This window comes from Saccharothrix coeruleofusca (assembly GCF_017876325.1).
Lineage (GTDB): Bacteria > Actinomycetota > Actinomycetes > Mycobacteriales > Pseudonocardiaceae > Actinosynnema > Actinosynnema coeruleofuscum.
Map to the genome: position 1 here is coordinate 3,074,245 of NZ_JAGINV010000001.1, position 20,928 is coordinate 3,095,172.

The window sequence follows — 20,928 nt, forward strand, 5'->3', positions numbered from 1 at the left end:
GGCGCTTACTTTTCGGCCATGTCGGCTCCTGTTCCCCTCATGTCCCAGCACGTCCTGCTGGTGTTCCTGCTCCAGCTGGCGGTGCTGCTGGTGGTGGCGTTCGCCCTGGGCAGGCTCGCCTGCCGCCTCGGCCTGCCCGCGGTGGTCGGCGAGCTGCTGACCGGTGTCCTGCTGGGACCGTCGCTGCTCGGCCACCTCGCGCCCGGTCTGTCCGGGTGGCTGCTGCCCCGCGACCCTGCCCAGATGCACCTGCTGGACGCGGTGGCCCAGCTCGCGGTGGTCCTGCTGGTCGGCATCACCGGTGTCCAGCTCGACCTGAAGGTGCTGCGCCGCCGCCGCGCCACCGCGTTGCGGATCAGCCTGGCGGGCTTGCTCATCCCGTTCGCGGCCGGTGTCGGCGTGGGCTACCTGCTGCACGGGCACGTGTCGCCGGGGCAGCCGGACCGCGTGGTCTTCGCCCTGTTCCTCGGGGTGGCGATGTGCGTCAGCGCCATCCCGGTGATCTCCAAGACGCTGTCGGACATGGGCCTGCTGCACCGCGACGTCGGGCAGCTCACGCTGACCGCCGGCATGGTCGACGACGCGGTGGGCTGGCTGCTGCTGTCGGTGGTGTCGGCGCTGGCGGGCGCGCACGCGCTCGGCGCGGCGGGGATGTCGGTGCTGTACCTGGCGCTGTTCGTCGCGCTGGCGGGCGTCGCGGGCAGACCGCTGGTCCGCGCGGCGCTGCGGGTGGCCGCCCGCTCCCCCGAAGCGGGTCCGCCGGTCGTGGTGGCCTGCGCGGTGATCCTGGCGGGCGCCGTGGTGACGCACGCGCTGGGCATGGAGGCGGTCTTCGGCGCGTTCATCGCGGGCATCCTCGTCGGCTCGGCGGGGCCCGAGGTCACCTCGCGGCTGGCGCCGCTGCGGACCGTGACGCTGGCCGTGCTGGCCCCGATCTTCCTGGCCGCGGCCGGGCTGCGGATGGACCTGACCTCGCTGCGGGACCCGGACGTGCTGGTCGCGGCGCTGGTCGTGCTCGCGGTCGCCGTGCTCGGCAAGTTCGCGGGCGCCTACCTCGGCGCCCGGCTGAGCAGGCTGGGCCACTGGGAAGGGCTCGCGCTGGGCGCGGGGATGAACGCCCGTGGCGTGGTGGAGGTGGTGGTGGCCATGGTGGGTCTGCGCATCGGGGTGCTGAACACGGCCGGGTACACCATCGTCGTGCTGGTGGCCATCGTGACCTCGGTGATGGCCCCGTTCGTCCTGCGGGCGGCTATGCGGCGGGTGGAGCACAGCGCCGAGGAGCGGTTGCGCGCCGCGGAGTACGACCGGATCTGGTCCCAGCAGCGCGCGGGCGAGCCGCGGCACGGGGAGTGAACCGCCGCGCGGCCGGGCCGGGTCAGTGCCGACCCGGCTCGGCCAGCAGGCGCCGGACCAGGTCCGGCTCGCGGATGCGCTTGCAGGCCAGGCCCACCAGCTCCGCGGCGAAGCGGCCCCGCTCGTCGTAGAGCACCAGGTCGGAGTGGAACAGCTCCCCGGAGGGGGCCAGCCGCTCGGGGCGCGGCACGTGCACGGTGAAGCGGCCGGGCAGGGGCCGCGGCGCGCGGAACGACTCGATGAACAGGGGGATGAACGGCTCGCGCAGCGCGGCGTCGGTCTGGCCGTAGGCCACGATCGTCGCCGCGTCCAACTTGGCGGGGTGCAGGTGGAACCGCGCCTCGGCCGGGTCGGGGTGGCTGAGGGCGAGGTCTGCGAGCAGTTCGGCGCGGCCCAGGCGCAGCACGCCGGTGCAGCGCATCGGCACGCCGTGGGAGATGTCGCGGGCGCGGGTGTAGGCGTACATGTCCTCCATGGACCGCTCCCGCCGCACGCCACCGTCCGGAACCACGGGCGGCGGTCCCGGTTCAGGGCGGTCGGCGGTGACGAGTTGGGCCTGGAAGTTCTCCCGCCAGGGGGTGAACGGCCGCTCGCCGTCCAACCAGCGGCTGCGCCCCACCAGGTGCAGGCGACCGGGCCCCGGACCGGCGGTGATCACGATCTCCCGGTCGTACCCGCCGGTGGTGGCCACCGCCTCGGTGAACAGCACGTGCCGCAGCTCGACGCCCGCCGGGTCCAGCCCGGCGGCCACCGCGATCCGGCACACGACGTCGAGGAAGGCGACGCCGGGGAGCACGGGCACGTCGTGCACCCTGTGGTTGCGCATGATGAAGTCGTCGTGCCGCAGCACCAGCCTGCACTCGGCGGGGAAGGCAGGCGCGGTCGTCGCGCCCTCAGCCATCGCCGCGCTCCACGGCTCGGACGACGACGTGCCCGTAGGAGCCGGTCGCCCCCAGCGCGTTGACCAGGGCCCGCGCGGGGGCCCCCGGCGGCCAGTCGACGAGGCGGTCGACGAGCCGCAGCGGCAGCGCGGTCCAGTCCACCAGCGGCGAGCGGTCCTCGGCCACGAGCGTGGGCGCGATCCGGCGGTGCCGCAGCTGCAGCAGCACCTTCACCAGCTGGGACAGGCCGGAGGCGGATTCCAGGTGCCCGATGTTCGGCTTGAGCGTGCCCGCCAGGACGGGGGTGCCGTCGAACACCCGCGCCAGCGCCTCCAGCTCGGCGGCGTCGGCCAGCGCCGCGCCCGCGGCGGCGCACTCCACGTAGCCGATGTCGCCGGGGCGGAGCCCGGCGCGGGCCAGGACGTCGCCGACGCAGTCCGCCAGCGCCCGCGGGTCGGGCCTGCCGAACGGCCCGCCACCGGAGTGGCCGATGCCCGTCGCCTCCACCACCGCCCGCGCGGTGTCGCGTTCCCGGCGCGCGGCGTCGAGCGGCCGCAGCAGCACCGCGGCCACGCCCTCACCGGGGCACCAGCCGGAGGAGTCCGCCGCGAAGGCCCGGACGGGACCGGTCCGCGCGAGCAGCCCCGCCGAGGACAGCAGCGCCAGGTGGTAGGGGTGCAGCACCAGGTTGGCCGCGGCCACCACGGCGGCGTCGCACTCGCCCCGGCGCAGGCTGGACACGGCCAGGTGCAGCGCGGTCAGCGAGGACGAGCAGGAGGTGTTCACCGCCACGCTCGGCCCGGTGAACCCGAAGGCGTTGGAGACGCGGTTGGGGATCTCCGAGGGCAGCGCGGAGATCCGCGCCTGGCCGCCCGCGCCCCAGGCGTCCGCGCCGACATGCTGGTAGTCCTGCCACATGGTGGCGGTGAAGACGCCGACGCGGGGAGCGGACCCCACCAGGGCGGTGGCGGTGTACCCCGCGTCCTCCAGGCAGTTCCACACCGCGTGCAGCACCAACCGCAGCTGCGGGTCGAGGGTGGCCGCCTCGGCGGGCGACAGGCGGAACCGCAGGCTGTCGAAGCGGTCCACCCGCTCCAGGAAGCCGCCCGCGACCCGCGGCGCCTCGGCCAGTCCCCGGTCGGCGGGCAGGGGCCCGACCGCGCACCGGCCGTCCCGCAGCGACGCCCAGAACTGGTCCACGTCCCCGGCGCCGGGGAAGCGCCCAGCCATGCCGATCACCGCGATGTCGTCCCCGGTGTCCTCGCCGGTGGGAGCGGGCGCGCCGAGGACGGGCGCACCCGCGGTCGCCTGTGTGGGTGCGGCGGGCCGCTCGACCGGACCCGCCATGAACGCGTGCAGGAAGACGTGCCCGTCGTCGAGGTCGAACTGGTCGCGGATGCCGTCGAACGCCACCGTGCCCACCGGGCACAGCCCCACCCCGCAGGCGGCCTGTCCCATCATCAGCACCTGGCCCGCGTATCCCGCTTCCAGCAGCAGGAAGCGCTCGGCGACCTCCTGGTAGACCGGTTCGACGCCGTGCCGCTGCCCGATGAGGTAGATGCCCACGCCGGACCGGTCGAACACCGGCCGGTTGTAGTAGAAGTGGGCGTTGCGGTCGATGCGGGGGGCGGCGTTGACCAGTTCCAGCGCGTGTTCGACCGGGTGGTAGTAGTAGATGCCCTCCGCCAGGCCCTCGACCGCGCCCGGCTTCACGTGGAGGTAGACCTGGACCGCGTAGGTGTCCCCGGCGGACGGGTACAGGTAGCGGTCCTCCCCCTTGCGCAGCAGGGACAGCAGGCGGGCGAAGGAGGCCGCGTCCAGCGCGCCCGGCAGGAAGTCCCGGCGGCTGGCGCGCCGCGCGTACACCTCGGTGGGCGGGGGGAGGTGCTCGACCGGCAGCAGGCGCGTGCCCGGCGCCGTCCTGCGGAGGTTCCACCGCTGCTGCCTGAACGCGGCGCGCTCCTCGGCGGAGAAGAGGTCCACTTCGGACGGTGGGCCGGCGGGTCGGGGCGCTGCGGGGACCGGGGTGGCCCGCGCGGGCTCCGGTGCGGGCGGGGCGGCGCCGAGGCGCTGCCCGACCACGCGCGCGATGCCGGTGATCGTCGGCTCCGCGGTCAGCGCCGCCACCGGCACCCGCTCGCCGTACCGGCTCAGCAGCCGGGCCGAGACCTGGACCATGGTGAACGACGTGGCCCCCTGGTCCCACAGGTCCTCGTCGACTTCCAGCTCCCCCGCCCCCAGCACCTCGGCGAAGACCTCCCGCACCTGCTCGACCAGGTCCTCGGGGGCCGGGGCGGCGCAGGCGTCCGCCGCCTGCCCTGGAGCGGGACGGGCGGGGGCCGGGGTGACCGCCGGGCGGTCGTCCGCCTGCTCCAGCGGCCAGGGCAGCGCGTCTCGGTCCAGCTTGCCGTTGGCGGTCGCGGGGAAGGCGGGCAGGAACGCCACGGCGCTCGGCACCATGTACGGGGGCAGGGTCTCGGCGGCGTGAGCGCGCAGCGCCTTGGCGTCGGTCCGGCCACCCTCGGCGGGCACGACGTAGGCGACGAGCCGGTCGTCACCGGAGTGGTCCCGGCGCACGGCCACCACGACGTCGCGCACCGCGGGGTGCGCGCGCAGCCGGTGCTCGACCTCGCCGGGCTCCACCCGCTGGCCCCGCACCTTGACCTGCCGGTCCGCCCGTCCGGTGATCACCAGGTTGCCGTCCGGACGCCAGCGCGCCCGGTCCCCGGTGCGCAGCATCCGCTCGCCCGCCCCGGCGAAGGGGTCGGGCACGAACCGCTCCGCGGTGAGGTCGGGCCTGCCGAGGTAGCCCAGCGCCAGGCACTCCCCCGCGGTGTACAGGTCCCCCTCGACCCCCACCGGGCAGGGCTCCAGCCGCTCGTCGAGCACGTAGTGCCGGGTGTTCGGGATCGGGCGGCCGTAGGGGATGGACCGCCAGCGGGGGTCGACCCGCTCGACCCGGAAGTAGTTGGACCACACGGTGGTCTCGGTGGGCCCGCCCAGCGCGGTGGTGCGGGCGCGTGGGAACGCCTCGGTGATCCGGTCCGGCAGCGTCACGGGGATGAAGTCGCCGCTGAGCAGGACCAGCCGCAGTCGCGCCGCCGACGGGTCGCCGCCGTGCGGGCGCAGCAGCGGCGTGAGCTGGTGGAGCGCGGTCGGCGCGGAGTTCCACAGCGTGACCGGCCGCGAGCGCAGCACGTCCAGCAGCAGCTGCGGGTCCTTCTGCTCCTCCTCGTCGGCCACGTACAGCGCCGCGCCCGCCCCCAGGACCCCCAGCACGTCGAACACCGACAGGTCGAACCCCAGTGAGGTGACGGCCAGCGCCAGGTCGTCGGGGACCAGGGCGAACTCCTCGGCGCAGAAGGCGATCAGATTGCGCACCGACCGGTGCGCCACCGCCACGCCCTTGGGCTCGCCGGTGCTCCCGGAGGTGGGGATGACGTAGGCGGTGCTCCGCTGGTCCGCCACGGGCTCGGGGTCCTCATCCGCGCGCGGGTGGCCCACCACCGCGGGGTCCCGGTCGACCTCGACCTCGATCACCCCCTCGGGAGCGGACCCGGCCGTGCCCGCCGCGGTCAGCAGCACCTCGGCGCCCGCGGTGGCCAGCACCCGCGCCACCCTGGCGGGCGGAAGGGCGGGGTCCACCGGCAGGTAGGCCCCGCCCGCCTTGAGCACGCCGTGCACGGCGGCCACCATCGCGGGGCCGCGGCGGATCCGGATGCCGACCACCCGCTCGGGGCCGACGCCCAGCTCCCGCAGCCGCCAGGCGATCCGGTTCGCCCGCCGGTTCAGCTCGACGCGGGTCATGCTCCCGGTGCGCCACCGCAGCGCGACCGCGTCCGGACCGCTGCGCGCCCACCGCTCGAACAGCCGGTGCACCGGCCCGTCGTCGGGGATCGGCACCACCGGGCCGTTCCACCGGCGCAGCACGTCCAGGCGCTGCTCGGCGCTGGGCTCGAACCCGTCGCGGAACAGCTCCAGCTCGCGGGCGAAGCCCTGGAACAGCTCGTCGACCGGCACTCCCGCGAGGTCGCCGGGCACCACGTCCCAGGCGTAGTCGAGTTCGTCGCCCTCGGCCACGGACACGCAGTCCAGCGCGCAACCGGGGGTGCTGGTCAGCCAGGGCCCCTGCCGCACCCCGGCGGGCAGCGGGTGGTCGGTCAGGTCCACCACCCCGGTGTAGACCACGGGCTGGCCCGCGCCGTCCCCGCGCTTGGAGGCGAGCCTGCGCATTTCGCGCAGCCCGCCCGCGGCCCCGGCACGGTCGTCCCGGTCGAACCGCTCCTGGTAGCGGCGGGCCGCGGCGAGCAGAGGCTCCCCCGCCGCGACGGCCCGGACCTGGGTCATGACCGAGAACTCGCCCGGTCGGGGTGCGTCGGCCCAGCGCACCGCGGGCAGCGAGAACGGCTCGGTGAAGTGCCGGGACAGCACCCTGGCGAAGGCGGCGAGCAGCACGCTGTCCGGGCTCAGGCCCAGCCCGGCCGCCCGGCGGGCGAAGTCGCGGTAGCCGGGCAGCCTTCCGGAGAACCGCTCGCGGCTGCGCTCGGGGACGCGGACGGGCAGTCGCGGGGCGGGCGGCAGGTCGGCCAGCAGCCGCCGCCAGTGCTCCGCGTCGTGCCCCTCCCGCGCGGTCGGGGGCGCGTCGGACGCGCGGAACACCGTGCCGCCGTCGGCGTAGCAGCGCCACAGCTCCCGGAACAGCGCGTGCACGCTCGGCGCGTCGCCTACCAGGAGGTCCACGGCGACGTGCGCCACGCAGCGCCCCGAGGGGTCGCGGGTCACCCGGACGTCGATCAGCGGCCAGTGCCCGAACGGCGCGGGCAGGTTCGCCATCCGGGCGCGGAGGCGTTCGCCCACCGCCCGGTGCTCCGCCTCGGAGGGCACCTCGACCAGCGCGACGTGCCACCGGTCCGGTCCGCGCGGCACGACCCGCACGCCCTCGGGGGTGAACCGGGCGCGCAGGGCGGCGTGGCGGTCCACTACGGTGCCCAGCGCGCGTTCCAGCCGTGCCAGGTCCAGGTCGTGCGCCTCGTAGCCGCGGTAGCACTGGCAGCCCTCGGGCCGCTCCTCGGCGGACAGCCGGGCCACGGCGTAGGCCTGGGTCAGCTCGGGCAGCGGCGCCGGGTCGCCCCCGCCAGGGTCGGCGGCCGCGGCGAGCAGCGCGTTGCGGAAGGCGGCGAAGACGGTCTCGACGTCGCCCGCGGCGAACCGGGAGGCGTCGACGTCCCAGCGGAACCGCAGCCCGCCGTCCTGCTCCCACATCTGGTGGTCCAGCGCCACGTCGCTGGTCTGGCTGACGCCGTGCCCGATCGCGGCGCCGAACCCGCCCGCCACGCCCGGCGCGGGTCCGACGTCCAGCAGGCTGGTGAACACCACGGCAGGCGGCACGTGGTCGCGGCCCGCGGCACGCAGGTCCTGGAGGACCTCGATGCCCGACACCGCGCCGTGCCGCAGGTGGTCGAGCAGCTGCTCATGGGCCGCCCGCGCGCCCTCGGCGGGCGATGCGGGCTCCCGCACGACGTGCAGGGCCGTGGAGGTGAACGGCCCCACGACCGCGTCCGCGCTCCTGGGCAGCCACGGCCGGTCACTGGTGGTGACGACCAGGGAGAAGGGGTAGCGGGCTCCGGCGCGGGCCAGGGCCCCGGTGAACAGGTGCAGCACCAGCGCGGTCGGGGACACCCCCTGGCGGGCCGCAGCGTCCTTGAGGGCGCGCCAGGGCTCGGCGGGCAGGTGCGCGTCCAGGGGGCGGCGCGGCCTGCACCCGCCCGCCTGGGCGGGCGGCGGGTCCAGCACGAGGTCGGGGCCGGAGGGCAGGTCGGCCAACTCCTGCCGCCACCACGCCAGGTCCGCCTCGCGGTGCGGCCGCTTCCTGGCCTCCAGCGCGGACAGGCACTCGGCCAGGGGCGGCCCCTGCCGCGGAAGGGGCGCGTCGGGGTGCTGGTAGCGGTCGTGCCACTGCTGGAGCAGCAGCGCGTAGCCGTGGCCGTCGGTGACGAGGGTGTCCAGGCCGAGGTGGACCACGCCCCCGCCACCGGGCAGCCTGCTCAGCTCGACCGCGAACAGGGGGCTGCTCCCGGCGGGGAAGCAGTGGTGCGACAGGCGTTCCCGCACCGACCGCAGGTGCGCCGCGACGCCGGGCGGTTCCGCGCCGGTCAGGTCGTGCACCGGCAGCGCGCAGTCCGCGGACGGCGGCAGCACGCGCTGGGAGCCGTCCTCGTCGACCACCAGCCGGAGCGCCTCGTGGTGCTCGACGAGGTCCTGCCAGGCCCGGCGCAACCGGGCGGGGTCGACGTCGGGCACGGTGAACTCGCGGTAGAGGTGGCAGCCCGCCGCTTCCACCCCGGCACCCGCCTGCTTGGCCACCAGGTAGGCGCGCTGCAGCGGGGTCAGCGGGAGCCGCTGGGCCGGTTCCGCGGTCGCGCCGCGCAGGCGCTCGACCAGGTCCGCCGCGGTCGCGGCGCCCAGCCACGGGATGGGCAGGTCGACGGAGAACTCGTCCTTGATCCCCAGCCACAGCCGGGCCAGTGCCAGCGACGACAGCCCCCACTCGCGCAGCGCCCCCGGCGGGCGCGCCTCGGCTCCGTCCGGGCGGACTTCGGTCAGCAACCGGTCAACCGCCTCGACGATCCCCGTTGGTTCCACCTGGTTCTCCCACGCAGTCGGTACGCCGCCCAGTACGCCGGAGCGAGCGGACCGCTGCTGCCCAGTTTTGAGCGGGTGTCGACCACGGGGACCCCGGTCGTCGTCCCGCCGTGCCGTCGGTGCCGCGGGACGACTCCTACCGGCGCGGGAGTTGGTCTGGAACCGCCACCGCGAGCCGCGAGTCGTGGCCTCGGCGACTCCCGCCGGCGCGGGTTCCAGCGGCGCCCCGACCAGGATTCGAACCTGGGACCTCGCCGTTCGTAGCGGCGCGCTCTGTCCTGCTGAGCTATCGGGGCATTTCACGAGAAAAGCCGCACCGGAATTCCCAGCGCGGCTCCATCTCCCGACGCGGGATTACCTCGGAAGCTGGAGAACGGGACGCTGAGCTGCCCGTACCGGCCAGGCGAGCGGACGGGCGGCGCGTCGCCCACGCCTTTCCCGCACTTCCGCCATGACCTCTCCCCGTTCGGATCGCGTGGCCAGATCATCACCAATCCCGTCGACCGCCGTCAATGGAATATCGGATGTGCTGGAATGGGGCGTGGACGACTTCACCGATCGCGTGGCCGACCGGCTCGCCGCGCTGCCGGGTGTGCGGGCGGTGGCTCTGGGCGGATCGCGCGCCCAGGGCACGCACCGCGAGGACAGCGACTGGGACCTGGCGGTCTGCTACCGCGGCGGGTTCGACCCGCGCGCGCTGCGCGACGTGGGCTGCCCCGGCGAGGTCTCGCAGATCGGCGGCTGGGGCGGCGGCCCCGGCCGGACCAACCGCTGCCGCCCCCACCCTGGCCGCCCACGCCGTCCTGGCGGCCCGCGGCGAGTGGGTCACCAACGAGAAGACCCTGCTCAGCCGCGCCGGGCTGGACGCGGTCGACGGGATCACCGCGCGGGTGGAGGCGGACCCGGTCCGCGCGGCGGAAGAGGCCCACCTGGTGCTCTCGGCCGCCGTGCGCGTCGCCACGGGCTGATCCCTACCGGTCGTCGTGGCCCTCCTCGGCCCGCTGCCGCAGCACCTGCTCCCGCGCCCGCTCACCGCCGGGTTCCTGGTCCAGACCGCGGTAGATCATCTCCGCCTTGCCCTCGGGCAGGTGCGGGGCCAGCAGCGGCACCGCCGGGTCCACCACGGCCTCCACCACCACCGGCCGGTCCGCGGTGAACGCCTCGTGCCAGGCCCGGTCCACCTCGTCGGGCGAGTCGACCCGCAGGCCGCGCAGTCCCAGCAGCTCGGCGTAGCGGGCGTAGGGGAACTCCGGCACCCGCTGGGAGGCCGGGAAGCGCGGGTCGCCCTCCATCTCCCGCTGCTCCCAGGTGACCTCGTTGAGGTCGCGGTTGTGCAGCACCAGCACGACGAAGCGCGGATCGGCCCACGACCGCCACCGGTCGGCGACGGTGATCAGCTCCAGCAGGCCGTTCATCTGCATGGCACCGTCGCCCGCCAGCGCCAGCGCGGGCCGGTCCGGGGCGTGCAGCTTGGCCGCCAGCGCGTAGGGCAGCGCGCAGCCCATCGACGCCAGGTAGCTGGAGGTGTGCGCGGGCACGCCCACCGGCAGCGCCAGGTGGCGGGCGTACCAGTAGGTGACGGAGCCGACGTCCACGGCGACCTGCGCGTCGAGCGGGATGTGGCCGGACAGCAGGTGCACGACCAGCTCCGGGTTCAGCGGCTCGGCGGGATCGCGCACCCGCCTGCCGCTGAGCTCGCGCCAGCGCGCCACGGAGGCGAACACCTCCTCCTGCCAACTCCGGTCCTCGTTGCGGGGCAGCAGGGGCAACAGCGCCCGCAGGGCTTCCCCGGCATCACCCACTAGCGGCACCTCGACGGGGTACTTGCTGCCGACCACCCGAGCCTCGATGTCGATCTGCACGGCGCGGGCCTGATCCGGCCGGGGGTAGAACTCGGTCCACGGGTCGTTGCAGCCGACGACGAGCAGGGTGTCGCACCCGGCCATCAGCTCGGCGCTGGCGGTGGTCCCCAGGTGCCCCATGACGCCGGTGTGCCAAGGCGGGTCCTCGGGCAGCACCGGTTTGCCGACCAGCGAGGCGGTCACGCCGGCGCCCAGCTTCTCCACCACCTCGGCGATCTCCCGCTCGGCCCCGGCCGCCCCCCGGCCGACCAGCAGGGCGACCCGGCGTCCCCGCCCCAGCACCTCGGCGGCGCGGCGCAGGTCCTCCTGCGCGGGCACCACGCGCGGTCGCGCGGTGACCGCGGAGGAGGGGACGACGCCGTGGCTGTGCGGCAACTCGTCGACGGCGTCGGCGCGCTGCACGTCGTGCGGCACGATCAGGCACGTGGGCACCCGCTCGGCGATGGCGGTGCGCATCGCGTTGTCCAGCAGCACCGGCAACTGCTCGGGCGCGAACACGGTCTGCAGGTACTGCCCGCAGACGTCCTTGAACAGCGCGTGCAGGTCCACCTCCTGCAGGTAGCCCGTGCCCAGCGCGGTGGACACCACCTGGCCGACCACCGCCACCACCGGCCGCCGGTCCAGCTTGGCGTCGTAGAGACCGTTGAGCAGGTGGATCGCACCCGGCCCCTGGGTGGCCAGGCAGACCCCCGGCGCACCGGTGTACTTGGCGTGGCCGCTGGCCATGAACGCGGCCATCTCCTCGTGCCGGGGCTGCACGAACTCCGGGTCCCCGCCCGCGCGGTGCAACGCGGCCAGCAGCGGGTCGATGCCGTCCCCGGCGTAGCCGAAGACCCTGGCCACCTCCCAGTCGCGCAGCCTGGCCACCAGGGCGTCGGCGACCGTGCGGGCCATCGGGCCACCTCCTCGTCACAGCGTGCGCGGCGCTCGTCGAGTTCCCGGCCCGGCCGCTGTGAAACGAACGGGCGGTCAGCGCCCGAACACGCCGACCAGGGTGCCGTGCGCGAGCACCCGCCCCTCCAGCGCCGCTCGCACCTCCTCGGCGGTGGCGCCCTCACCGACCTCCAGCGGCCGGTCCACCGCGTAGAGCCGGAAGAAGTACCGGTGCTCCTCCCCCACCGGCGGACGCGGCCCGCCCCACCCCGGCTCGCCGTAGCCGTTGCGGCCGACCACCGCGCCGTCGAGCAGCGAGCCCTCCGGGATGCCGCTGGCGTTGGCCGGGATGCCGGTCACCACCCAGTGGACGAAGGGCTCACCACCGGTGTCGGGGTCCTCGCAGAGCAGCACCAGCTCCCGCGCGCCGTCGGGCACACTGGCCCACTCCAGCGGCGGGGAGGTGTTGCCACCGTCGCGGGAGTACCGGTCCGGGATGAGGGTGTGCCCGCTGAAAGCGGAGCTGCGCAGGCTCAGACCGCCCTGGTCGGCTTCACCGCCGGTGCCGGGCGGCCCGGCGGCCCGGTCGCCGAGCGGGACCGGCGGGTGCTCGCGCTGCAACTCCTCGTTGGCGGCCTGATCTGCGTGCTGGTCGGGAGTGCCGGTGTCGTCGTACTCGGCGCGCAGGCGGGTGCGGCGGACGTCATAGCCGTGGCTGCCGGGGTTGGGCATAGTGTTCTCCTCCCATTCCACCGGAGGGCCTACCCGACTGGCGCGCCGGTACACCCGAACGGCTCAGGGGACGTGGGCCGACGCACGACCGGCCCGCCACGCGGAGGCGCGGGCCCGGTCACGCGCGTGGCCGGGCATCCGGGCTGGGCTTGCGACCGGGCTCGAACGCGACGTTGAGGAACGCCACCTCCACCGGCTGCTCGTAGCGCCTGCCGTTGACCGGGTCGTGACGCATGAACGTCGGCGGGTCGATGTGGACCTGGACGTCGTAGGCTCCCGCGCCGGGCATCGTGAAGTTGGTCCCGTAGTGGTGGAGGAACGGGTGCCACAGGAACGGCAGACGGGTGTCGAGCACGTCCGCTCCGCCCCGGCTGACCGTCACGGTGACGTCCAGACCGGGCACGAACCGCCCGTCGGCGGCATCGGCGACGGCGATCTCCAAGTGCCCGTTGGCCTCCTCTGGCGCCTCGTGCCACACCAGCCGCCCGCCCCGCAGCTCGTACATCCCCTCGGCGTCCTCCTGGACCAGCGCGACCAGGAAGTCCCCGGCGCGCTTGACCACCGCGCCGGACTCCTCCCGCATGGCCTCCAACGACCGCAGGTAGGCGTCCCCCTCGGCACGGGCGAGGCCGAGCTGGTCCGGCTCGGCCTCGTTGCTCGCGCCGGTCGGGGGCGTGGTGCTCGGCGTGCTCATGCTGCCTCCCGGTGCTCGGCTCCCCCGTCGTCTACCCGCCGCAGGCGGTCGACCACCACCGCACCGCCCGTGCCACACGATCGGCGCACACCGGTCCCCCGGTCCTCACGACAGCAGCGGCAGCTTCTTGACCAGCTTGTCGACGCGGTTGCGCGGACCGACGATGCTCACCGCGCAGTAGTCGAGCGAGGTCTCCTCCCCCACCTGCCGCAGGTACTCGTCGTAAACGCGAGTGGCCTGCGCCTGCACCGGGGTGTCGGCGACGAACACGCCCAGCGACTCCACGGCCTTGGCGCGGATCTCCGCGATCCGCTCAGCGCTGGCGGCCAGGATCGAGCAGCCCGCCCACGGCAGCCCTGGGTGCAGCTGACCGGAAGCGTCCTTGGCATCGGGCCCGAGCAGCCCTCGCACCCCGACCGCTGTGGCGGAGGCCGCGCACACGGCCGCGTTCACCGCGCGTCCTGCCGGCAGCGCCTCGTCCACCAGGATGACCCACTTCAGCCGCGCCTCGCGGGTCGCGATGGTCGGGTCGACCTCTTCCGGCTCGAAACCGACCCGCGCCTGCTCTTGTTCAACCACTGTCCCGCCCTGCCCTGACGATCTGCACTCCAACAGCGGTATAAGCTATGAACATCCGGAACAGATGGCAACTGATCCGTACTTAATACGGCAGAGGAGCGTTGATGGCACACCTGGACGAACTTGATAAGGCGATCATCCGAGCACTGCAGTCGGATGCACGGCGCACCAACCGCGACGTGGCGGCCGAGGTCGGCGTCTCCCCCACCACCGCGCTGGACCGCACCCGCGCCCTGCGCGAGCGCGGCGTGATCCGGGGCGCCACCCTGGACCTGGACCTGGCCGCGATCGGCCGCCCGGTCCAAGCGCTCATCGCCGTGCGCATCCGCCCACCGTCCCGGCGCAACATCGAGGCGTTCCGCAACTGGGCCCGCACCCTGCCCGAAACCCTCGGCGTGTTCGTCACCTCCGGCGCCGAGGACTTCCTGCTGCACGTCGCCGTGGCCGACAACCAGAGCCTCTACGCCCTGGTGATCGACCGCCTGACCGAGCGGGCCGAGATCGCCGACGTGCGCACCTCCGTGGTCTACGAGCACCTGCGCAACAACCACGTGCTGCCCGAACCACCGTGACCGCTCCGAACGCCCCGCATCACCCGGCGGACCGGGACCGCCGGGCGCGCAGGGCGTTGACCACGGCCAGCACCGCCCCCAACCCGACCAGTACCAGCCCGCGCAACCACACCGCGCCGTCGACGCGGGTGAACAGCAGCAGGCAGGACGCCAAACCCAACCACGGCACCACCACCGGCACCCGGAAGTGCCCCGCCTCGCCCGGTCGACGCCGCAGCACCAGCACGGCGGCGTTGACCGCGACGAAGACCACCAGCAGCAACAGCACCAGCGTCTCGGCCAACGCGTCGACCTCCCCGGTCAACGCCAGCGCCAGCGACAGCGCCGAAGTGGCCAGCACCGCCACCCACGGCGTGCGCCTACCGGGGAGGACACGGGCCAGCACCGAGGGCAGCAGCCCATCACGAGCCATGCCGTAGGCCAAGCGGGAGGACATGATCCCGGTCAGCAGCGCACCGTTGGCGACCGCGACCAGGGCCACCAGGCTGAACAGCCACTCCGGCACACCACCGGCCAGGCGCACCACCTCCAGCAGCGGGCCGCTGGAAGCCGCGAGCCGGTCGGTGGGCACCGAGGCGCTGGCCACCAAGCCGACGAGCAGGTAGACCGCGCCCGCGGTGAGCAGCGCGCCGAACAACGCCCTGGGATAGGACCGCCGGGGGTCCTGGACCTCCTCGGCCAGGTTGACCGAGGTCTCGAACCCCACGAACGAGTAGTAGGCCAGCACGGCGCCCGCCAGCACGGCTCCGACCGCGCCGCGCCCACCCGCGCCCACCTCGGTCAACCTGCCCAGGTCCGCGTCGCCGCGCAGGACCACCCACGCACCCAGACCGATGACCAGCAGCAAACCACCGACCTCGACCGCGGTGGCCACCGCGTTGGCCCCCAGCGACTCCCGGACACCGCGGATGTTGAGCAACGCCAAGGCGGTCAGGAACACCACCGCCACGACCCCGGTGGGCACCGCGACCAGCTCCTGCAGGTAGTCCCCGCCGAAGGCCCGCGCCAGCGCTCCCACCGAGACCAGCCCGGCGGCCAGCATGCAGAACCCCACCAGCGACCCCACCGCCTGCCCGAAGGCCAGAGTGGCGTAGTGGGCCGACCCACCCGCCCTCGGGTGCTTGGTGGCCAGCTCGGCGTAGGAGGCGGCGGTGAGAGCCGCCAAGCCGAGCGCGGTGAGCAGCGGCAGCCACACCGCGCCCCCGGACTCCGCCGCGACCGAACCCACCAGGACGTACACCCCGGCACCGAGGATGTCGCCGAGGATGAACAAGTACAGCAGGGGCGTGCTCGCGGCCCGGTTGAGGGAGATCGCCATGCTCGCCTTTACCCCTCGCGCGGCACGCCGAAGCGGCCCGCGCGGAACGGGCGCGGCGTGGAACGGACACGGCATGGAACGGACACGGCGCGGGTAACGCAGAGGACATGACGAATCAGGAGCCCCTGGACCTCGGCGCGACCGAACTCCCGGCGGAGGAGGAAGCACGCCTGCGGCGCGAGCACGACCTCGACCGTCCGGAGGTCTTCGACCGGCGCAACGGCGTCGAGGAGCGCGCCCGGACCAGGGCCGCCCTCCTGCCCGAAGAGGCCGAGTCGGGCAGCGCGGACCCGCAGGCCCAGGCACGCGAGGTGCTGCGCGATTCCGACCTGCGCACCGAGGTGCCCGAATCCGCGCCCGACACCGTCTTCGAGCGGCGCGAGTCCTTGGACTGACCTCAGGGTTGCGACGACGGTGCCGTGCCCCTCGGCGCCGTCGCGGGCACTTCCTCGTGCACCTCTGGGGCCTGATCTTCCCTGGCACACCGGTCATCCGTTGAGCGCTGAAGATGACTCTTCCTCCGTGGCGTTTTTCGTTCCGGCGCCCCGTTCGGATTAGTTTCAGTCAACACTGAAGTAATCAATATTACTGATTATTCCTCCAGTGCTCGGCTGGCAGATCCGCGCGCTGGCGCGCGCACCGAACGCGCCACCCCGCCCCCGCCCGACACCGCTCCCTGCCAGGGTGGCGTCCGTCCTGTTGAGACGACACGGAGAAGTCTTTCCACCGCAACGAGTCATGGCGACACGATCGGTGGAAGTCACCCCGCATGCGCACCGTCAGCGGCCCCTTATCCGATTCACATGGGCTGAACTGCGGATTCGAGCGGGTGAAGATCGCCACCTCATCCTTTTGGGCGGCAACTCTTCTTGGTCACTCACAAGCGGTGCGTTTCGCGCACGTGCCGTGATAACCGCTCTTCAGACCGGTTGTGACCGTCCAAACCCCGGTCACACGATGCGTTCACGCCACCAGCGGTGACGCTGATCAACGGTGACGATGAATCCGCATGGTGACTACTACACAAGGAGGTTGCCCCATGCGCAGCATCATTCGACTCTTCGCCACAGGCGCGGTGTCCCTACCGATGCTGATCGGCGCAGCGGGAATCGCTGCGGCGGGTACCGAGGAGGTCTACTACGAGGACACCTTCGCCGCGGCGGGGCCGGAGGGTGCCTATGGCGCCGGCGTCTACTCGGGCATCGGCGCGGAGGGGGAGGCCTACTACTGGGCAGGCCACGTGTGGGCGGGCCCGCACGGCGCGGGCACGTACGAGGTCGGTGCCTACGCCGACGCGGACGAGGCGCACTACTGGGAGGACTTCGCCTACGCGGGCGAACACGGTGCGGTGGCGGGTGGGACTCACAGCGGTGCGGTGATCGGCAACCCGCACCACGGTAGCTCAGGAGCGGCTGCGGGCGAGGCTGCCGCTGAGGAGCAGAAGCCCGCCGAGGAAGAGGCAGGTACCGCGGAGGAAGCCACCGCTGTCGAGGGCGAGACCGCCACCGCCGAGGAAGCCACCACTGCGGAGGAGGCCACTGCGGAGGAGGCTGCCGCCGAGCAGACCGCCACCACCGAGGAGGCCACCGTGGAGGAGGCCACCGCGGAGGAGGCTGCCGCCGAGCAGACCGCTACCGCCGAGGAGGCCACCACGGAGGAGGCCGCCACCGAGCAGACCACCGCCACCGAGGAGCAGGCCGCCACCGCCGAGGAAGCCGCCACCACCGAAGAGCAGAAGCCCGCCGAGGAAGCCACCACCGAGGAGGAGCAGACCGCCACCGAGCAGACCACCGCCGCGGAGCAGACCACTGCCACCGAGCAGGCCACCGCCACCGAGGAGGCCACCGCCACCGAGGAGGCCACCGCGGAGGAGGCCGCCACCGAGCAGACCGCCACCACCGAAGAGCAGAAGCCCGCCGAGGAAGCCACCACTGAGGAGGAGCAGACCGCCGCCGAGCAGACCGCCACCACCGAGGAGCAGGCCGCCACCACCGAGGAGGAAGCCGCTACCGAGGAGGAGGCCCACGAGGGTCAGCACGGGCACGGCAGCCACCACGAGGGTCAGGGGCAGGCGACCGCGAAGCGTTGAATCAACCTGAACGGAATGCCTGATCGCGCGGCACCAGTGGTTCGACGGTCGCGTTGACGCGCCGTCGGACCAGCGCGCGGTCCACCGGCAGCCACGGCGTACGGCCGCCGGGCTGATCACTGGTGGGGTGGCGGGTCGTGCGTCCTCGCGGTACACGGGACGTGCGGCCCGCCACCCGTGCCGCGCGGGGCGGTGGTCGCTCTCCGGTCATTCGCCGCAGCACGCGTGCACCGACCACTCCGGCTCGTGCCACCACTGCTCGGACGCGCCTGCCGCCGACGGCGCGGCGGGCAGCACCGGTCCGGCCTGTGCCGCGCCCGTCCGCCGGAACGGCTCCAGCAGGTCCGCCACCTGGTGCACCACGCCACCGACGACCACCCGCCGCACCGCCGCCGCGGCCCGGATGTCGGTCAGCGGGTCGCCCGCCACCAGCGCCACGTCGGCGTACGCGCCGGGGCGCAGCACGCCGACGCGCCCGGACAGGCCCAGCCACCGCGCCGGGTTGCGGGTGGCGGTGGTCAGCGCCTCGTACGGGGTGAAGCCGTACTCGACCATGGCCCGCAGGTTCTGGTGCAGCGACGTGGCGACGGCGTCCAGCGGCGAGTCGGTTCCGCAGATCACCAGCCCGCCGCCGCGGTGGATGCGCAGCACCATGTCCACCCAGCCCGCGAGGATCTCGCGCGACCACGGTGACGCGGGCGTGCCCGCGGCGGCGGCGTCGGCCACGTACCGCTCGTACTCCCACGGCGGGAACAACACCCTGGTGCGCTCGTCCTCCACCAACGACTTGTCCCGGTCCAGCAGCGCCCGCGACTGGAACAGCGTCGGCGTGATCGACATGCCGGAGCGCACGAACAGCTCCACCGCGTCCTGGTAGGACCGGCCGGTGCGGCTGACGGTGTGCGAGTAGCCCAGCCGGTTGGTGGCGCCGACGTGCTCCATGCCGTCCATGCCGAGGTTCGCGGCCGGGTACAGGTAGTGCGACGACAGCGGCACCCCCGCCCGGTGCGCCGCCTCAGCGGTGGTCCGCTGGAGTTCCACGGGCAACCGCACGTAGGTCTTGACCATGTCGTAGTCGAGTTCCAGCGCGCGTTTGAGCTCCAGGCCCAGCTGCGCCTTCGACCGCGTGGGGCGCATGAAGTTGTAGTAGACCCGCGAGCCGTCCACCGCCTCGCCGGTGCCCAGGAATCGCGGCCCGACGCGGGTGCCCGCTTCCAGCGCCTCGCGGGTTTCCAGCATCTGGTAGACCGGGTCGCCGGGCGAGCGGGTGGTGGTGATGCCGTAGGCCAGCCACAGCCTGCCCTGCCGGTCGCCCCACTGCCGCCCGCGCAGGTGCCAGTGGTTGTGCGCGTCGACCAGCCCCGGCATGGCCACCGAGTCGCGCGCGTCGACCACGCGCTCCCCCGGCGCTGCGCGGTGGGCGCGGACCTCGGCCACCCGGCCGTCCTCCAGCACCACGTCCACGTCCCGGCGCAGCCGCTCGGACTCGCCGTCCCACACCGCACCCGCGTGGATGACGGTGCGGTGCGGCGGCGCCTGCCTGCGCCAGGTGAAGTCCAGCCGGATGGTGCGCGGGGGCCCGCCACGCAGGCCGACCCGGCGCAGCACGCCGTTGCACAGGTACACCAGCGCGTCCGAGCCCGACCACGCCGGCGAGTCGGTCACCTCGTGGGTGACCTGCCTCGGCTCGCCGGTGAACCGCCCGGCGGCGTCCACCGCGACCACCCACGCCACGCTCTCCACCACGAACGCCAGCTGTCTGCCGTCGGGCGAGAACACCGGTCCGTCATCGCCCCTGGTGGACAGGGAGCGGAACGGCATGGGCTCGGCGTAGCGCAGCTCGCCGCCCGCCAGGTCGACGGTGAGGACCTGGCTGGTGCCCTCGCGGAACCGCCGGGAGAACGGCTTGACCGCGGCGAGCGCGAGCACCGCGCCGTCGGCGGACCAGCTCGGCCTGCCCGGCATGAACAGGGCGGGGGTGACCTGCCTGCGGGCCCCGGAGGCGATGTCGAGCACCCACACCGCGCCGTCGTGGTCGACGTAGGCGACGGAGCGGCCGTCCGGGGACACCCGCGGCGTGGTCTGCGCGCCCGGCGAGGCGCCGAGCCGGGTCTCCCGCCCGGTGGTCAGGTCCCGCGACCACAGCGCGGGCGTGCCGGTGCGGTCGCTGGAGTAGACCAGCGCGCGACCGTCCGGGGTGAAGTCCGGGTCGGAGTCGAAGTAGCCGCCGGAGGTCAGCTTGCGCGGCCTGCCGCCGAGGCGGGACACCACGTACAGGGCGTTGAGCGCGCGGAACGCGATCCGCGTTCCGTCCGGTGAGACGACCGGGCTCGCGATGCCGCGGACCCGCTGCGGGACGCGGGAGTCCAGGTCGCGCACCCGGCGGTGGTACTCGCGCCGCGCCACCGGCACCTCGGCTTCGAACGGGATGTCGCGCACCGCCCCGGACAGGTCGCGGCGGCGGATGCGGCCGTCGGCGGTGTAGAGGGCGGAGTCGCCGGTCCAGGTGGCGGCGAACCCGAACACGTCCTCGCCGTCGGTGAGCTGCCGCTCCCCCAGCACCAGGTCCGCCCTGGGGCCGCGGACCAGGGTGTAGCTGGGCACGCCGCCCGGCCCGAAGGCGGGTCCGTGCACCCGTCCGCCCTCGGGGGCGGTGACCAGTCGCGTGCGCTGCCCTCTGCCGACGACCACGACGTCGATCGCGGTTTCGTTGACCGCGAAGACGATCTTCGTTCCATCGGGGGACCAGCGCGGCGCGGCCACCTCGTCCGCCGGGTCGGTGGCCACCGGGGTGATCCCGCCGGAGGCGAGGTCGAGCAACCAGAGCCCGTAGCTGCCGCCCCGGTCGCTGGTGAACGCCACCGTGCCGCCGTCGGGCGAGAACACCGGTTCCCGGTGGTCGTGCTCGCCCGTGGTCAGCTGCCGCGGTTCACCGCCGTCCGCGTCCACGACCCACAGGTGGAAGTTGCCGTCCCGGTACGACTGGAACACCAGGCCGCGACCGTCGGGCGACCAGGAGGGCAGCGTCGCGTCCTGCAGGTCCCCGGTCAGCCTGCGCGCCCGGCCGCCCGTCGCGGGCAGCACCCAGATCGCGGTCACCAGGTCGATCGCCAAGCGCGTCCCGTCCGGGGACAGCGCCGCGGAGGTGTTGGTGCCCTCCCGCAGCACCACACCGCCCCGGCCACCGGGATCGGCCTGCGCCGCTGCGGCCACCCGCGAACCCGCTCCGGCCACCCCGAGCCCCGCTGCGGCCTGACCGCCGCGCACGAGGAAGTCCCGGCGTGAGAAGTCCTGTGGTGACAAGCGAACCACTCCCCCCGACGCAGCCGTAAT

General features: G+C 74.1%; 12 protein-coding genes, 1 tRNA gene and 1 pseudogene. 5 read left to right on the plus strand and 9 right to left on the minus strand.

Translation table 11 applies throughout. The annotated features are described in order from the left end of the window. Positions 1-39 precede the first annotated feature (39 nt). Positions 40-1,353: a cation:proton antiporter gene (locus JOF41_RS13995; RefSeq protein ID WP_244989590.1), complete on the plus strand. Its 1,314-nt coding sequence runs from the start codon at positions 40-42 to the stop codon at positions 1,351-1,353. A 22-nt stretch (positions 1,354-1,375) separates the two neighbouring features. On the opposite strand, the gene JOF41_RS14000 is transcribed toward JOF41_RS13995, so the two are convergent. From JOF41_RS14000 to JOF41_RS14010, 3 genes are all read right to left on the minus strand, one after another. After that, on the minus strand, positions 1,376-2,254 hold the full coding sequence (locus JOF41_RS14000; protein WP_189226783.1) for a polyketide synthase dehydratase domain-containing protein: 879 nt from the start codon (positions 2,252-2,254) through the stop codon (positions 1,376-1,378). Next, a complete protein-coding gene (locus JOF41_RS14005; RefSeq protein ID WP_209619365.1) occupies positions 2,247-8,876 on the minus strand; it encodes a non-ribosomal peptide synthetase in 6,630 nt (2,209 codons plus the stop codon). Before JOF41_RS14005 ends, JOF41_RS14000 begins: the two co-directional genes overlap by 8 nt. Positions 8,877-9,098: 222 nt before the next feature. Further along, positions 9,099-9,172, minus strand: a tRNA-Arg gene (locus JOF41_RS14010). Between the two features lie 155 nt (positions 9,173-9,327). On the opposite strand from JOF41_RS14010, the pseudogene JOF41_RS38600 reads away from it, so the two are divergent. Beyond that, positions 9,328-9,555: pseudogene (locus tag JOF41_RS38600) on the plus strand (nucleotidyltransferase domain-containing protein); the annotation flags it as partial. Between the two features lie 292 nt (positions 9,556-9,847). On the opposite strand, the gene JOF41_RS14020 reads toward JOF41_RS38600, so the two are convergent. The 4 genes from JOF41_RS14020 to JOF41_RS14035 all read right to left on the minus strand — a co-directional run bounded on the left by JOF41_RS14020 (position 9,848) and on the right by JOF41_RS14035 (position 13,616). Beyond that, positions 9,848-11,632: a thiamine pyrophosphate-requiring protein gene (locus tag JOF41_RS14020; RefSeq protein ID WP_209619368.1), complete on the minus strand. Its 1,785-nt coding sequence runs from the start codon at positions 11,630-11,632 to the stop codon at positions 9,848-9,850. Positions 11,633-11,707: 75 nt separating this feature from the next. Beyond that, complete coding sequence (locus JOF41_RS14025; protein ID WP_372448524.1) at positions 11,708-12,232, minus strand: YbhB/YbcL family Raf kinase inhibitor-like protein; 525 nt, start codon at positions 12,230-12,232, stop codon at positions 11,708-11,710. Positions 12,233-12,461: 229 nt separating this feature from the next. Continuing rightward, on the minus strand, positions 12,462-13,037 hold the full coding sequence (locus JOF41_RS14030; protein WP_189226779.1) for an iron transporter: 576 nt from the start codon (positions 13,035-13,037) through the stop codon (positions 12,462-12,464). A 105-nt stretch (positions 13,038-13,142) separates the two neighbouring features. Beyond that, on the minus strand, positions 13,143-13,616 hold the full coding sequence (locus JOF41_RS14035; protein ID WP_209619374.1) for a DUF2000 domain-containing protein: 474 nt from the start codon (positions 13,614-13,616) through the stop codon (positions 13,143-13,145). A gap of 104 nt (positions 13,617-13,720) precedes the next feature. On the opposite strand from JOF41_RS14035, the gene JOF41_RS14040 reads away from it, so the two are divergent. Next, a complete protein-coding gene (locus JOF41_RS14040) occupies positions 13,721-14,188 on the plus strand; it encodes an Lrp/AsnC family transcriptional regulator (RefSeq protein ID WP_189226777.1) in 468 nt (155 codons plus the stop codon). A gap of 19 nt (positions 14,189-14,207) precedes the next feature. Here the strand turns inward: JOF41_RS14040 and JOF41_RS14045 are convergent, their stop codons facing one another. After that, positions 14,208-15,506, minus strand: a complete 1,299-nt coding sequence (locus JOF41_RS14045; RefSeq protein WP_209619377.1) for an APC family permease — start codon at positions 15,504-15,506, stop codon at positions 14,208-14,210. Positions 15,507-15,613: 107 nt separating this feature from the next. Between JOF41_RS14045 and JOF41_RS14050 the strand changes: the two genes are divergently transcribed. Together JOF41_RS14050 and JOF41_RS14055 are read left to right on the plus strand one after the other, a co-directional pair. After that, entirely contained in the window at positions 15,614-15,901 is a 288-nt protein-coding gene (locus JOF41_RS14050) for a hypothetical protein (protein WP_209619380.1), read from the plus strand. A gap of 644 nt (positions 15,902-16,545) precedes the next feature. Further along, positions 16,546-17,595, plus strand: a complete 1,050-nt coding sequence (locus JOF41_RS14055; RefSeq protein ID WP_209619383.1) for a hypothetical protein — start codon at positions 16,546-16,548, stop codon at positions 17,593-17,595. A gap of 207 nt (positions 17,596-17,802) precedes the next feature. Here the strand turns inward: JOF41_RS14055 and JOF41_RS14060 are convergent, their stop codons facing one another. Beyond that, positions 17,803-20,907 (minus strand): amidohydrolase family protein, encoded by a 3,105-nt coding sequence (locus JOF41_RS14060; protein ID WP_307867407.1) that lies wholly within the window; start codon positions 20,905-20,907, stop codon positions 17,803-17,805. Between the last annotated feature and the right edge of the window lie 21 nt (positions 20,908-20,928).

Excerpts from the sequence above, each read along its gene's own strand:
- JOF41_RS13995 (WP_244989590.1), top strand. The coding sequence starts at position 40 with ATGTCCCAGCACGTCCTGCTGGTGTTCCTGCTCCAGCTGGCGGTGCTG.
- JOF41_RS14000 (WP_189226783.1), bottom strand. The coding sequence starts at position 2,254 with ATGGCTGAGGGCGCGACGACCGCGCCTGCCTTCCCCGCCGAGTGCAGG.
- JOF41_RS14020 (WP_209619368.1), bottom strand. The coding sequence starts at position 11,632 with ATGGCCCGCACGGTCGCCGACGCCCTGGTGGCCAGGCTGCGCGACTGG.
- JOF41_RS14030 (WP_189226779.1), bottom strand. The coding sequence starts at position 13,037 with ATGAGCACGCCGAGCACCACGCCCCCGACCGGCGCGAGCAACGAGGCC.
- JOF41_RS14040 (WP_189226777.1), top strand. The coding sequence starts at position 13,721 with ATGGCACACCTGGACGAACTTGATAAGGCGATCATCCGAGCACTGCAG.
- JOF41_RS14045 (WP_209619377.1), bottom strand. The coding sequence starts at position 15,506 with ATGGCGATCTCCCTCAACCGGGCCGCGAGCACGCCCCTGCTGTACTTG.
- JOF41_RS14050 (WP_209619380.1), top strand. The coding sequence starts at position 15,614 with ATGACGAATCAGGAGCCCCTGGACCTCGGCGCGACCGAACTCCCGGCG.
- JOF41_RS14055 (WP_209619383.1), top strand. The coding sequence starts at position 16,546 with ATGCGCAGCATCATTCGACTCTTCGCCACAGGCGCGGTGTCCCTACCG.